Genomic DNA, 13,546 nt, shown 5'->3' on the forward strand with positions numbered 1-13,546 from the left:
CCGGAGGGGCCTGTTGTGAGGACTGCTTCGCTTTACGTTCACAACAGGCCCCTCCGGCCCGTCACCGCACCTGACAGCCCCGCGCAGCGGACGCCGCCCGCCGCAGGCGAAGAGGCGAGCTACCACGGCGCCGCACCCGGCAACGCACGCCGCAAGCCCGGCGCAGCCCTACGCGTCGCGCCGCCTCAACAACACGAACCCGCAGACCAGCGCGACCACCGTCCAGGCGATCATGATGCCGAGCCCGCCCCACGGGCCGTACGGCACCGAGTCGTGGGCCGGCGGGACCACCTGCATGATCTTCGAGCCGGCCTGGTCCGGCAGGTAGCGGCCGACCTTCCGGGTCGCCGAGACATTGCCGAGGATGTTCGAGATCAGGAAGAAGAACGGCATCAGGATGCCCAGCGAGAGCATCGGGCTGCGCAGCATCGTGGCCACCGCCATCGAGAAAAGCGCGATCAGCGTCATATAGAGCCCGCCGCCGATCACCGCGCGCAGCACACCCGGATCGCCGAGGTGCGCCCGGAGATCACCGAGCACCGCCTGCCCCGCGAAGAACGTCACGAAGCTGGTGGCGAGTCCGACGACGAAGACCAGCGCGGTGGCCACCAGCAGCTTGCAGAAGAGGAAGGTGGCGCGCTGGGGCACGGCGGCCAGCGAGGCGCGGATCATGCCGGTGCTGTACTCGTTCGAGACCACCAGCACCCCGAAGACGATCATCGCCAGCTGGCCCAGCCCCATCCCGGCGAAGCTGATGTTGGTGGCGTCGAACGTCAGCCGGTCCCGGGCCGGCATCGAGCTGAAGTCCTTGTTGGCCAGGGTGCAGATGAGCACGCCCAGCCCGATGGTGACCACCACGGCGATGCCGAGCGTCCACACCGTGGACCGCACCGACCTGATCTTGGTCCACTCCGACCGAATGACCTGCCCGAGCGCCGCCATCCGTCAGCTCCTCTTCTTCTGCCAGTCCGCGCCCCAGCCGGTCGGCTGCGGCTTGCCCGGCCCTGCCCCGGCCGGCTGCGGTTCCTCCGCGGGCCGTGCGCCGGGCTGGGCCGGCACCGGGTCGCCGTCGTGCGCGTGGTATTCCACCGACTCGGCCGTCAGCTGCATGAACGCTTCCTCCAGGGAGGCCTGCTGGGGGCTCAGCTCGTGCAGCACCAGCTGGTGCCGGGCGGCCAGTTCGCCCAGCCGGTCGGCGGAGACCCCGTCGATCTCCAGCGACCCGTTGGCGACGGCCACCGCGTCGATGCCCTCGTCGTGCAGCAGGTCCAGCAGCTTCTCCTGCTGGGGGGACCGCATCCGGACGTACGAGCGCGAGTTCTGGTGGATGAAGTCCTTCATCGAGGTGTCGGCCATCAGCCGGCCCTGCCCGATCACGATCAGATGGTCCGCGGTCAGCGCCATCTCGCTCATCAGGTGCGAGGAGACGAAGACCGTGCGGCCCTGGCCGGCGAGGTTCTTCATCAGATTGCGGATCCAGTGGATGCCTTCGGGGTCGAGCCCGTTGACCGGCTCGTCGAAGAGCAGCACCTGCGGGTCGCCGAGCAGCGCCGCCGCGATCCCCAGCCGCTGGCTCATCCCGAGCGAGAAGCCCTTGGCGCGCTTCTTGGCGACCGACGACAGGCCCACGGTGTCGAGGACCTCGCCGACCCGGCGGCGCGGGATGCCGTTGCTCTGCGCCAGGCACAGCAGGTGGTTGGCGGCGCTCCGGCCGCCGTGCACCGCCTTCGCCTCCAGCAGCGCCCCGATATAGGTGAGCGGATCCTTCAGCTGCCGGTAGTGCTTGCCGTCGATCCGGACCGTCCCCGAGGTCGGGTTGTCCAGGTCGAGCATCATCCGCATGGTGGTCGACTTGCCCGCGCCGTTCGGGCCGAGGAAGCCGGTGACGATACCGGGCCGCACCGTGAACGTGAGGTGGTCCACGGCGACCTTGTCGCCGTAATGCTTGGTCAGCCCCTCGAGCTCGATCATGTGAAGCACGCTAGGTGCGCCCGGTGGCCGCTGCCACCGGGGCGGGGCCGCCCGGTGGACCCCGTACGCACCGCGCCCCCGCACCGCCACGGAGGCGGTACGGGGGCGCGCAGCAAGCGGGCCGGCAGCGGAACTGCCGACCGGTCAGCGGCTCTGCTGGGCGGGGACGCCGCGGGTGACGGTCTCTTCGTCGCCCGGGGCGCCGGCCGCGGCCACCGCCGCGCCGGTCAGCGTCGCCAGCATCTCGCGGACGTTGGTCAGCTGGGCGTTGATCGAGTCGCGGCGGTTGGTCAGCGCCGCCAGCTCGCGCTCGGATTCGCTGCGGATACGATCCGCCTTGGCGTTGGCGTCCGCCACGATGTCCTCGGCCTGGCGCTGCGCGGTCTCCACCGTCTGGCGGGCCCGGCGCTCGGCGTCCGTACGCAGCTTCTCGGCCTCCAGTCGGAGCTGCTCGGCGCGGTGCTCGATCTCCGCGAGGCGCTTCTCGGCCTTGGCCTGACGCGAGGCCAGGTCACGCTCGGACTGCTCACGGCGCTTGGCGAGGTTGGTCTCGAAGTCCGCGGCGGCCTGCGCGGCCTTGGCCCGGGTCTCCTCGAAGAGGGAGTCCGCCTCCTCGCGCTTGGACTGCGCGTCCTTCTGCGCCTCGGCGCGCAGCGACGCCGCCTCGCCCTTGGCCTTCTCGACGATCCGGGCGCCCTCGTCCTCGGCCTTCGCCTTGCGCTCGGAGGCGAACGACTCGGCGTCGTTACGGACCTGCTGGGCGGCCGACTCGGCCAGCTCACGGTGCTGCTCGGCGGCCCGCCGGGCCTCCTCGCGCAGATCCTTCGCCTCCTCCTCGGCGAGCCGGAGGATCTTCTCCACGCGCGCACCGAGGCCCGCGTAGGACGGTTCGGCGTCATTGACCTGCGCCTGGGCGTTCTGCGTTTCGAGGTGCAGCTCCTCGATCCGCTTTTCCAGCGACGTGATGCGGGCCAGCGCGCTGTCGCGGTCGGCGACGAGCTTCGTAATGCGGTCATCCACCTGACCGCGGTCGTACCCACGCCGCACGAGCTCGAAGCCGAAGGGGGAGGAAGTGTCGCTCATGGGGTTCCTGTCGAAGAGACCGGTGAGGTGATAAGGAGAATCCTAGGGGTCACAACGGCGTGTCATCGAGTCATTGCCGGTTTGATCTGGAGAATGACCCCTCATTTGAGTGGCTACCCCTCAGACTGCTTGCCACTCGAACGAGTTGCCCCCGCTCCTGCGGCGGCCTTCACACCGCCGCCCTTCCCCTCCGCGCCCCCGCCGGGTGACTCGAACGATTCCAGGGCTTCCAGAACGTCCTGAACGCGGGAGATTTCGGCGTTGATGTCCTCCCGGCGGCGCACCAGCACCTCCAGTTCCCGCTTGCCCTCGTCCACGATCCGGGTGGCCTCCGCCTCGGCCTCGCTGCGCATCCGCTCCGCGTCGCGCACCGCCGCGGCCTTCTTGTTCTCGGCCTCCTTGATCAGGCTCTCGGCCTTCTTCACCGCCGAGATCCGGACCTTGCTCGCCTCGCTGTTCGCGTCCGCCACCATCCGGTCGGCCTTCTCCTCGGCCTCGACCTGCTGCGCGGTGGCCTGCGCGATGAGCTTGTCGACCCGCTCGCCGGCGTTCTTCATGGCCTCCGCCGACTCCCGGCGGGCCCGCTCGTGCAGCTCCTCGACCTCGGACTCGATCCGCTGCCGCAGCTCCTCGGCGCGGTCCCGGATACCGGTGGCGTCCCGGCGGGCCTCCTCCAGCAGCGTGTTCGCGTCCGTACGGGCCTTCTCCACCCGGGCGTTGCCGTCGGAGGTCGCCTCCGCGACCAGCCGGTCGGCCTCCTTGCGGGCCGCGCCGACCATCGTGTCGGCCTGCTCCTCGGCGGCGGTGGCCGCCTTGAGCGCCTCCTCCTGGGCCTTGGTGACGAGCTGGTCCGCCTGCTCGGCCGCGTCCCCGCGGCGCTGGGCGGCGTCCTTGCGCGCCTCGTCGAGCAGCCGGTCCGCCTCCTGCTGGGCCTCGGTCCGGGTCTGCTCGGCCGCCGCCTCGGCCTCCTCCTTGAGCTGTGCGGACTCGTTACGGGTGCGGTTGGCGTGCTCCTGCGCGGCGGTGACCGTCTCGGCGGCCTCCGCCCGCAGCCGGTCCGCCTCCGCGGTCGCCGTCGCCAGCATCCGGTCCGCCTGCTCCCGGGCATCGGCCCGGGTACGGTCCGCGTCCCGCTCGGCGTCCGCGGTCGTCTCCGCGGCCTCCGTGCGCAGCCGCTCGGCCTCGGTCGCGGCCTCCGACATCAGCTCGTCGGCCTGCTCCGCGGCGTCCGAACGCGTCTTGTTGGCCGCCTTGCGGGCCTCGTCGCCGGTGCGCTCGGCGTCCTTGCGGGCCTCCTCCAGCACCTCGGCCGCCTCGGCCCGCAGCCGCTCCGCGGTCTCGGTCGCCTCCGCCACCAGGCGCTGCGCCTGCTGCTCGCCCTCGGTCCGCAGCTGCTCGGCGGCCTGCTGGGCCTCCTGGACCGTACGGTCCGCGTCCTCCTGCGCCGAAGACGTCAGCTCGGTGGCCTCGGTGACAATCCGTTCGGCCTCCGTGCGCGCCTCGGTGACCAGGCGGTCCGCCTGCTGCGCGGCGTCCGAGCGCATCCGGTTCGCGTCGTCCCGCGCCTCCGCACGGGCCCGTGCCGCGTCCTGCTCGCCGGCCGCCAGTGCGTCCGAGGCGTCGGTACGCAGCTGCTGGGCCTTCGCCGTGGCGTCCGCCACCAGCTTCTCGGCCTGCGCGGTCGCCTCCGACACCAGCCGGTCGGCCTGCTCCGCGGCCTCGGTCCGCGCCGTGTTGGCGTCCCGGCGCGCCTCGTCCAGCACTCCGGCCGCCTCGGCACGCAGCCCGTCGGCCTCCTCGATGGCCTCGGAAACCGCCCGCTCCGCGAGGGACTTCGCGGCCTCCGTCGCCTCCTGCGCCTCCGCACGGGCCCGCGCCGCGTCCTCCGAGGCGCGCTCCCGCTCCTCGTAGGCGTCCTTGCGGATGCGGTCGGCCTCGTCCTGCGCCTCGGCCTTGGTGCGCTCCGCGGCGTGCTCGGCCGCCGAGCGCAGCCCGGCGATCTCCTCACCGGCCTGCTCGTGCAGCCCCGCGACCGAGTCCCGCACCTGCTGCGCGGTCTGCTCGGCCGCCGCCACCAGCTCCGACGAGCGCCCCTCGGCCTCCTCGGCCAGCCGCTGGGCCTCGTCCTGCGCCTCGCTCACCCGCGTACGGGCGGACGCCAGCAGCTCCTCGCTCTGCTCGCGCGCCGAGGTGCGCTCCTGGTGGGCCTCCTCGCGGGCCTCGCCCAGCAGCTGTTCGGCCTCCCGGCGCCGCCGCGCGGCCTCCTCCTGGGCCGCGGCCAGCGCCTGCGCCGCTTCCGTGCCCGTGCGCTCGGCGGCGGTCGCCGCCTCGGCCCGCACCCGGTCCGCGGTCTCCTGCGCCTCCGACTTGAGCCGCTCCGCCTCGGCCGACGCCTCGGTGCGCAGCCGTCCGGCCACCGCCTCGCCCTCGGCACGCGCCGCCGAGGCGTCCGCAGCCGCCTCCGCACGAAGCCGCTCGGCCTCCTCCTCGGCCTGCTGCTGCAGCGTCCGGCGCCGCTCGGCCGACTCGGCCTTGAGCCGGGCCGCGTCCTCCTGCGTCTCCCGGCGCAGCCGCTCCGCCTCCGCGCGGGCGTCACGCAGCGTCCGCTCGGCGGCGGTGACCTTCTCCTCCGCCTCGGTGCGCAGCCGGTCCAGCTCGTCCTGCGCCTCGGCGCGGCGCTCGTCGGCGGCCCGCTCGGCCTCCTCGCGCAGCCGGGCCGCGGACTCCTCCGCCTCGGTGGTCACCATCTCGGCGGCCTGGGCGCCCTCGGTGAGCAGCTCCTCGGACTCCGAACGGGCCCGCTCCAGCGCCTCCTCGGCCTGTCGGCGCAGCGCCGAGGCCCGCTCGATGGCCTCCGTCCGCACCCGCTCGCTCTCCGCGACGGCGCCCGAACGGGTCTCCTCGGCGTCCGACTTGGCCTTGGCCAGCAGCTCCTCGGCGGTCCCGGCCGCCTCCTCGATCTGCTGGACCGCCTCCCGGCGGGCCTCGCTGCGGATCCGCTCGCCCTCGGCGACCGCGTCCGCGCGCAGCTGCTCGGCCTCACCGCGCAGCCGCCGTGCCTCCTCCTGGAGTTCGACGGTCTTGGCGCGGTACTCCTTGGTGTCGTCCTTCGCCGCGCCCTTGAGCTGGGCCACGGTGTCATGGGCCTCTTCGCGCAGCCGGTCCGCCTCGGACTCGGCCTCCTTGCGCAGCCGTTCGGCCTCCTCCGCGGCGGCCTTGGTGGTGGCCTTGGCGTCCTCCGACGCCTTGGTCAGCACCTCCTCGGCACTGCGCGCGGCCTTCGCCAGCTGCGCCGCCGAGTCCTCCGCCGCCTTGGAGCGGGCGGCCTCCTGCGCCTCGGCGACCAGCCGCTCGGCCTCCGCGCGGGCGTCCGACCGCAGTTGCTCGGCCTCGGCCTTGAGCGCCTCGGCCTCCTTGGTGGCCTCGCCGACCAGCCGGGCGATCTCCGCCTTGGCCGTACGGGTGCGCTGCTCGTTGTCCGACTCGGCCGCCGTCAGCCGCTTGGTGGCGCTCTGCTGCGCCTCCTCGACGAGCTTCTCCGCCTCGGCACGGGCCTCGCGCAGCGCGGTGTCCGCCTCCTGGACGCGGGCCTCGGCGGTACGGGTCAGCTCCGCGGCCTGGCGGCGGGCCTCCTCCGACTCGGTGCCGACGCTGCTGCGCAGCTGCTCGGCCTGGTCGGTGGCCTCCTGGGCCTGGCTGGAGGCGGCGTTCAGCAGCCGCTCGGCGTCCGTACGCGCCCGGCGCAGGATGCTTTCCGCTTCGGCGCGGGCCTCTTCGGCCGCGGTGCCGAGCCGCTCACGGGCGCGTTCGGCCAGCCGCTGTGCCTCGTCCCGCGCGGCCGACAGCGCCTGCTCGGCCTCCCGGCGGGACTCCTCCATGAGCCGGCGGGCCTGCGACTCCGTGCGGGCACGCAGCTGTTCGGCCCAGGCGACGTTCTCGTTGACATGCGATTCGACGGTCTGCCGGCGCTCGTTGAGCTCCTCGTCGAGCCGCTGCCGGCGGTTGACCGCCTCGGCGTGCAGCTCGGCCTCCAGCCGGGACTGCCGCTCGGCCTGCTCCTGCAGCAGGCGCTGGGTCTGCGCCCGTGCCTCGCGCAGCTCACGCTCGGCATCGGAACGCAGCTGGTCCGCCTGGATCTGCGCGTTGCGCAGCAGCTGTTCGGCCTGATGACTGACGTTGTCGTAGGCAGGGCGGGTCGCGAGGTTGCGGCGCGCCTCATGCAGCTTGGCGCGCAGCACCTCGACCTGATAGCCGAGGTCGTCGGCGTGCTGAACGGCCTTGTCCCGCTCCGTCTTCAGCCGCTCCATCTCGGCCTCGAACTGCGAGAGGTGGTCGTCAGCCTCGTAGCGGTCGTTGCCCCGCACTGCGCGGTCCCATCCGTCCCCTGGTCATGGTGGCGGCCGTCTCCGATCCTGCGGTGCTCGTCCCGTACACGTCACGTCGTACGGGAGTCACGCCCTCGGAGCTGACCCTTCCGAAGAAATGGTGTCAGATCATCGGCAGGGTATGGACCGAGCCCCACTCCCTTACCCCGGCCGAAGCTGCACTCTACCGGCCGGGGAAGGTGAAGGTCAGTGCTCCGTCGAGGTGGCAGGCGCCGCGGTGACGAGTTCGGTGAGCACTCCGTGACAATCCTTGGGGTGCAGGAAGGTGATCCGGGAGCCCATCGAACCCGTCCGGGGCTCGTCGTAGAGGACCCGGACACCCTTGCCCCGGATGGCCTCGGAGTCGCCGTCGACATCGGCCGTACCGAAGGCGATGTGGTGCACCCCCTCGCCGTTCTTGGCAAGCCACTTGCCCACCGCGGAGTTTTCGCGGGTGGGCTCCAGGAGCTGCAGATACGAGGCCCCGCCGTCCGAAGCCTCGTTGATCTTGAGCATGGCCTCGCGGACCCCCTGCTCCTCGTTGACCTCGGTGTGGAACACCTCGAAGCCATACGTGGCACGGTAGAACTCGACAGTCTTGTCGAGGTCGAAACAGGCGATCCCGATGTGGTCGATTCGCGTCAGCATGGCTCCAGTGCACCGCCCGCACGGCTGGTTACGCAACGTGCGCGCCGTCACACCCGCTGGCCGGTGACCCGGCGCGTACCGCTCAGTACATTGACGGGAACCCTCGTTAACTTCCCTGCAAAGGAAGGCCGCACCGCATGTCTGCAACGAACGGCACGAACGGCAGCACCTCAGTGATCGTGGCGGGAGCGCGCACCCCCATGGGCCGGCTCCTGGGATCGCTGCGGACCTTCTCCGGCGCCGACCTGGGCGCCGTCGCCATCAAGGCGGCACTCGACCGGGCGGGCATCGGCGGCGACCAGGTGGAGTACGTGATCATGGGCCAGGTGCTCCAGGCCGGGGCGGGGCAGATCCCGGCCCGCCAGGCCGCGGTGAAGGCCGGCATCCCCATGAACGTCCCCGCGCTCACCGTCAACAAGGTCTGCCTCTCCGGCCTCGACGCGATCGCGCTGGCCGACCAGCTCATCCGCGCCGGTGAGTTCGACGTCATCGTCGCCGGCGGCCAGGAGTCCATGACCAACGCCCCGCACCTGCTCCCGAAGTCCCGTGAGGGCTTCAAGTACGGCGCGGTCGAGATGCTCGACGCGATGGCGCACGACGGCCTCACCGACGCCTACGAAGGCATCGCCATGGGGGAGTCGACCGAGAAGCACAACACCCGTCTGGGCATCGCCCGGCCGGAGCAGGACGAGGTCGCCGCGCGCTCCCACCAGCGGGCCGCCGCCGCCCAGAAGAACGGGCTCTTCGAGGCCGAGATCACCCCCGTGGAGATCCCGCAGCGCAAGGGCGACCCGGTCCTTTTCAGCCAGGACGAGGGCATCCGAGGCGAGACCACCGCGGAGTCGCTCGGCAAGCTCCGCCCGGCCTTCGCCAAGGACGGCACGATCACCGCCGGCACCTCCTCGCAGATCTCCGACGGCGCCGCCGCGGTCGTCGTCATGAGCAAGGCCAAGGCCGAGGAGCTCGGCCTGGAATGGATCGCGGAGATCGGTGCGCACGGCAATGTCGCGGGCCCGGACAACTCGCTCCAGTCCCAGCCCTCCAACGCCATCAACCACGCCCTGAAGAAGGACGGCCTGGCCGTCGGCGATCTTGACCTGATCGAGATCAACGAGGCGTTCGCGGCGGTCGCCGTGCAGTCGATGAAGGACCTCGGGGTGTCCCCGGAAAAGGTGAATGTCAACGGCGGCGCCATCGCGCTGGGTCACCCGATCGGGATGTCCGGCGCCCGGATCGTGCTGCATCTCGCGCTGGAGCTGCGCCGGCGGGGCGGTGGCGTGGGTGCCGCCGCGCTGTGCGGCGGTGGCGGCCAGGGCGATGCGCTGATCATCCGCGTACCGGGTAAGTAAGCGAGAGCCCGTACGCCCGGTGCGTACGGGCTCGCCGATTCGCGTCACGAGCGAGCCGAAGGAGCCGAGCGGCGATGGTGGACGTCCCCCAGCTGGTGGAACAGGCACGGCAGGGCCGGCCGAGGGCGGTGGCACGGCTGATCTCCCTCGTGGAGGGGGCGTCACCGGAGCTGCGCGAGGTGATGGCGGCCCTGGCGCCGCTCACCGGCAACGCGTACGTGGTCGGGCTGACCGGCTCGCCCGGCGTGGGGAAGTCCACCACCACCTCCGCCCTGGTGACGGCCTATCGCAAGACCGGCAAGCGGGTCGGGGTGCTCGCCGTCGATCCGTCCTCGCCGTTCTCCGGGGGCGCGCTGCTCGGCGACCGGGTGCGGATGAGTGAGCACGCCTCCGATCCCGGCGTCTACATCCGGTCGATGGCCACCCGCGGCCATCTCGGCGGGCTCGCCTGGGCCGCGCCGCAGGCCATCCGGGTCCTGGACGCGGCGGGCTGCGACGTGGTCCTCGTCGAGACGGTCGGCGTCGGCCAGTCCGAGGTGGAGATCGCCTCGCAGGCCGATACGAGCGTGGTGCTGCTCGCCCCCGGGATGGGCGACGGCATCCAGGCCGCCAAGGCCGGAATCCTGGAGATCGGCGACGTCTACGTCGTCAACAAGGCGGACCGGGACGGCGCCGACGCGACCGCCCGCGAGCTCAACCACATGCTGGGGCTCGGCGAATCCCGCGCCCCCGGCGACTGGCGGCCGCCGATCGTCAAGACCGTCGCGGCGCGGGGCGAGGGGGTCGACGAGGTCGTCGAGGCCCTGGAGAAGCACCGGGCCTGGATGGAGGAGCGGGGCGTCCTCGCACAGCGGCGCCTGTCCCGTGCGGCGCATGAGGTCGAGACGATTGCGGTCACTGCGCTGCGCGAGCGGATCGGCGATCTGCGGGGCGATCGCCGGCTGGATGCGCTGGCCGAGCGGATCGTTTCGGGGGAGACCGATCCGTATCGGGCGGCGGATGAGCTTGTTGATGGGCTGACGAACGGGGGCTGAGGGGCCGCGTCACCACCCAGGCGATGCCGCGTAGGCGAACGGCGCCCAGCCACCGGCCAACCCCGCACGGCGCCCAGCTCACGACAACCGCCACCAGCGGCCGGCCCACAGGCCGACGGCCCCGCCCCCGGTGGAGAGGGGGCGGGGCCATGGTGCGGGCGGTCAGTCGTCCGAGTCGTCGTCGTTGTCGTCGTCGTGCGCCGGAGCGGTGCTCAGGTTGCCGGAGTGGGTGTCGACCAGGAGCTTGTGCTCCTTGCCGTCCTTGGTGACCGTTTCGATCTCCCAGGCACCCTCGGCCCGGTCGTCGTCGTCCAGTTCGACGGAGGTGACGGTGCCGTGGGCGGCGGCGGTGCGGGCGGCGGTCGCGGCGTCGGTGTGGGCGTTCCGGAGGGCGGCGCGCTCACCGGCGTCGTCGTCATCGTCCTGGTCGACGTGCTGGTTCAGGACCCGCGCGGTGCCGGCGTCGAGGGTGAGCTCGTGCCACTTGCCGTCCTTGCCCAGCACATCCGCCTCCCAGACGAGGCCGGCACGGTCGGTGTCCAGGTCGAGGCCGGACACGGTGCCGGGGACCGCCTTCAGGGCGGCGGCCGCGGCGTCCGGTGCGGTGACCTTGGCGGCGCGGGCCTCGCGGATGTCGTCCCGGCCGGCGTTGTCGGTGTCCTGCATGCGGATGCTGGAGTTGCCGTCCCGGACCTGGGCGGTGTTCGTGGCGGACGACCCCGCGTCGTGGGCCGCGGGCCGCGCCGAGACAGGTGCGCCGGACCGGGCGCTGCCGGAGCCGTCGCCGCTGACCGCGACGGCGGTGACCGTGCCGCCGGCGACGAGGGCGGCCGCGGCTGCGGTGGCGATGATCAGGTGGCGCTTCATGGTGTCTCCCTTGCGATCGGATGTGCCAACACACTGGCCGAACGAAGCTGAAGCGGACCTGAAGGCACCTGAAGGGGGCTTCAGGAAGGGGATGGCATGGTGAGCGCATGCACCCGCCTGTCACGCAGTTCCGCCCGCCCGGCCCCGCCGCACACCGTCCGTACCGGCTCCTGCTCGTGGAGGACGAGAAGCGGCTGGCCCTGTCACTGGCCAAGGGCCTGATGGCGGAGGGGTACGCGGTCGACGTGGTGCACGACGGCCTGGCCGGGCTGCACCAGGCGAGCGAGGAGGGCTACGACCTGGTCGTGCTCGACATCATGCTGCCGGGGATGAACGGCTACCGGGTGTGCGGGGCGCTGCGGGCGGCCGGGCACGAGGTGCCGATCCTGATGCTGACGGCCAAGGACGGCGAGTACGACGAGGCGGAGGGGCTGGACACCGGCGCCGACGACTATCTGACCAAGCCGTTCTCGTACGTGGTGCTGGTGGCGCGGGTGAAGGCGCTGCTGCGGCGTCGGGGCCGGACCGCGCCGCCGGTGTTGCGGGTGGGGTCGCTGGCCGTCGACCAGGGGGCGCGGCGGGTCGAGCGGGACGGTGCCGAAGTGGCGCTGACGACGAAGGAATTCGCCGTCCTGGAGCAACTGGCGCTGCGGGCGGGCGAGGTGGTCTCCAAGGCGGAGATCCTGGAGCACGTCTGGGACTTCGCCTATGAGGGCGACGTCAACATCATCGAGGTGTATGTGAGCGCGTTGCGGCGCAAGCTCGGCGCCGGCCACATCGTGACGGTGCGCGGCGCGGGATACCGGCTGGTGTCCGGTGGGTAGCGTGCTGGGTTCGGTACGGGCCAGGGCGGCGGCCGGGGCGACCGTGGTGGTGGCCCTGGCGCTGATCGCGGCGGGCACCGCGGTGCTGCTGGTGCTGCGCGGGAATCTGCAGAACCAGGCCGGACTGCAGGCGGAGGTCGCGGCCCGCGAGGTGGCGGCGCAGCTCGCCACGGGGACGGCGTACGGGAAGCTGGATCTGCCGGACGGCGACGATCATCCGGTGGTGGTGGCCGCGGACGACGGGCGGGTGCTGGCGGCCGGCGAGGACGTGCGGGCCGTCGACGGGAAGCGGGTGACGGGCGTCTCGGGGCGCGCGGGCGGCGTCGCGCCGTCGGGTGACGACGAGGACGATGATGACGACCGTGCGCTCCGGCCGGGTGAGGTGGACGACGACGTCACGTACCGGGACGGGTCCGCGGACGTCGACGGGACGGTGGCCGCCTACCGGTTCGCGGTGATGGAGGCCAAGGACACCCGCGGGGAGCAGGTGACGGTGCGCGCGGGGTCGGCGCTGGCGCCGGAGCGGGACGCCGTCGGGTCGGTGCGGGACGCCATGCTGATCGGGCTGCCGCCGCTGCTCGGGGTGGTGGCGGGGGTGACCTGGCTGATGACCCGGCGGGCGCTGCGGCCGGTGGAGGGGATTCGCGGGGAGATGGCCGCGATCACGGCGAGCACGGATCTGAGCCGGCGGGTGCCGGTGCCGGCGTCGAAGGACGAGATCGGCCGGCTGGCGCGGACGACCAACGAGACGCTGGCGGCGCTGGAGTCGTCCGTGGAGCGGCAGCGGCGGTTCGTCGCGGACGCCTCGCACGAGCTGCGCAGCCCGATCGCGAGCCTGCGGACGCAGCTGGAAGTGGGGGTGGCGCACCCGGAGTTGCTGGACGTGCCGGGCGCCGTGGAGGACACCGTGCGGCTTCAGCGGCTGGCGGCGGATCTGCTGCTGCTGGCCCGGCTGGACGCGGGGGAGCGGCCGGCCGGGACGCGGGTCGAGCTGGCGGCGATGGTGCGTGAGGAGAGCTCGCAGCGGGTCGCGGACCGGGTCCCGGTGCGGCTCGGGGAGCTGGCCGGCGGGGAAGTGGCCGGATCACGCCCTCAGTTGGCGCGGGTGCTGACGAATCTGCTGGACAACGCGCAGCGGCATGCCGTCTCGGCCGTGCGGGTGGCCGTGGTGCGCGAGGGGGAGGGGATCGTGCTGCGGGTCGAGGACGACGGGCCCGGGGTGCCGGAGGGAGACCGGGAGCGGATCTTCGAACGGTTCGTCCGGCTCGACGACGCACGGGCGCGGGACGACGGCGGGGCCGGGCTGGGGCTGGCCATCGCGCGGGATGTGGCGGTGCGGCACGGCGGTTCGCTGGGCGTGCGCACGGGCTCGGTGTTCGAGCTGCGGTTGCCGGTGGCCGGCTGAC

The 13,546-nt window shown here is 72.7% G+C and carries 10 protein-coding genes; 4 read left to right on the plus strand and 6 right to left on the minus strand.

Annotation, left to right across the window (positions count from 1 at the left end):
• Positions 1–168: 168 nt before the first annotated feature.
• From ACFW5B_RS31825 to mce, 5 genes are all read right to left on the minus strand, one after another.
• Complete coding sequence (locus tag ACFW5B_RS31825) at positions 169–942, minus strand: ABC transporter permease (RefSeq protein WP_386447329.1); 774 nt, start codon at positions 940–942, stop codon at positions 169–171.
• 3 nt (positions 943–945) lie between these two features.
• Positions 946–1,971, minus strand: a complete 1,026-nt coding sequence (locus ACFW5B_RS31830) for an ABC transporter ATP-binding protein (RefSeq protein WP_386447332.1) — start codon at positions 1,969–1,971, stop codon at positions 946–948.
• Positions 1,972–2,115: 144 nt separating this feature from the next.
• The gene (locus tag ACFW5B_RS31835) at positions 2,116–3,054 is read right to left on the minus strand and encodes a cellulose-binding protein (protein WP_386447334.1); all 939 of its coding nucleotides are present in this window, start codon (positions 3,052–3,054) and stop codon (positions 2,116–2,118) included.
• 113 nt (positions 3,055–3,167) lie between these two features.
• The gene (scy, locus tag ACFW5B_RS31840) at positions 3,168–7,418 is read right to left on the minus strand and encodes a polarized growth protein Scy (protein ID WP_386447337.1); all 4,251 of its coding nucleotides are present in this window, start codon (positions 7,416–7,418) and stop codon (positions 3,168–3,170) included.
• A gap of 207 nt (positions 7,419–7,625) precedes the next feature.
• Positions 7,626–8,066 (minus strand): methylmalonyl-CoA epimerase, encoded by a 441-nt coding sequence (gene mce / locus ACFW5B_RS31845; RefSeq protein ID WP_386447340.1) that lies wholly within the window; start codon positions 8,064–8,066, stop codon positions 7,626–7,628.
• 173 nt (positions 8,067–8,239) lie between these two features.
• On the opposite strand from mce, the gene ACFW5B_RS31850 reads away from it, so the two are divergent.
• A complete protein-coding gene (locus tag ACFW5B_RS31850) occupies positions 8,240–9,415 on the plus strand; it encodes an acetyl-CoA C-acetyltransferase (RefSeq protein WP_386447428.1) in 1,176 nt (391 codons plus the stop codon).
• A 74-nt stretch (positions 9,416–9,489) separates the two neighbouring features.
• Positions 9,490–10,449: a methylmalonyl Co-A mutase-associated GTPase MeaB gene (gene meaB, locus ACFW5B_RS31855; protein WP_386447343.1), complete on the plus strand. Its 960-nt coding sequence runs from the start codon at positions 9,490–9,492 to the stop codon at positions 10,447–10,449.
• 162 nt (positions 10,450–10,611) lie between these two features.
• Here meaB and ACFW5B_RS31860 read toward each other — a convergent pair whose 3' ends face one another.
• Positions 10,612–11,316, minus strand: coding sequence for a PepSY domain-containing protein (locus ACFW5B_RS31860; RefSeq protein WP_386447346.1), 705 nt, complete (start codon positions 11,314–11,316; stop codon positions 10,612–10,614).
• A gap of 107 nt (positions 11,317–11,423) precedes the next feature.
• Between ACFW5B_RS31860 and ACFW5B_RS31865 the strand changes: the two genes are divergently transcribed.
• Both ACFW5B_RS31865 and ACFW5B_RS31870 read left to right on the plus strand, forming a co-directional pair.
• Complete coding sequence (locus tag ACFW5B_RS31865) at positions 11,424–12,140, plus strand: response regulator transcription factor (RefSeq protein ID WP_386447349.1); 717 nt, start codon at positions 11,424–11,426, stop codon at positions 12,138–12,140.
• A gap of 4 nt (positions 12,141–12,144) precedes the next feature.
• Positions 12,145–13,545 (plus strand): sensor histidine kinase, encoded by a 1,401-nt coding sequence (locus tag ACFW5B_RS31870; protein WP_386447430.1) that lies wholly within the window; start codon positions 12,145–12,147, stop codon positions 13,543–13,545.
• Position 13,546: the final 1 nt, after the last annotated feature.

The organism is Streptomyces sp. NPDC058773 (assembly GCF_042746015.1).
Classification (GTDB): Bacteria; Actinomycetota; Actinomycetes; order Streptomycetales; family Streptomycetaceae; genus Streptomyces.

Coding starts and splice junctions, on each gene's coding strand:
- ACFW5B_RS31825 (WP_386447329.1), bottom strand. CDS start 942: ATGGCGGCGCTCGGGCAGGTCATTCGGTCGGAGTGGACCAAGATCAGG.
- ACFW5B_RS31830 (WP_386447332.1), bottom strand. CDS start 1,971: ATGATCGAGCTCGAGGGGCTGACCAAGCATTACGGCGACAAGGTCGCC.
- ACFW5B_RS31835 (WP_386447334.1), bottom strand. CDS start 3,054: ATGAGCGACACTTCCTCCCCCTTCGGCTTCGAGCTCGTGCGGCGTGGG.
- mce (WP_386447340.1), bottom strand. CDS start 8,066: ATGCTGACGCGAATCGACCACATCGGGATCGCCTGTTTCGACCTCGAC.
- meaB (WP_386447343.1), top strand. CDS start 9,490: ATGGTGGACGTCCCCCAGCTGGTGGAACAGGCACGGCAGGGCCGGCCG.
- ACFW5B_RS31860 (WP_386447346.1), bottom strand. CDS start 11,316: ATGAAGCGCCACCTGATCATCGCCACCGCAGCCGCGGCCGCCCTCGTC.
- ACFW5B_RS31865 (WP_386447349.1), top strand. CDS start 11,424: ATGCACCCGCCTGTCACGCAGTTCCGCCCGCCCGGCCCCGCCGCACAC.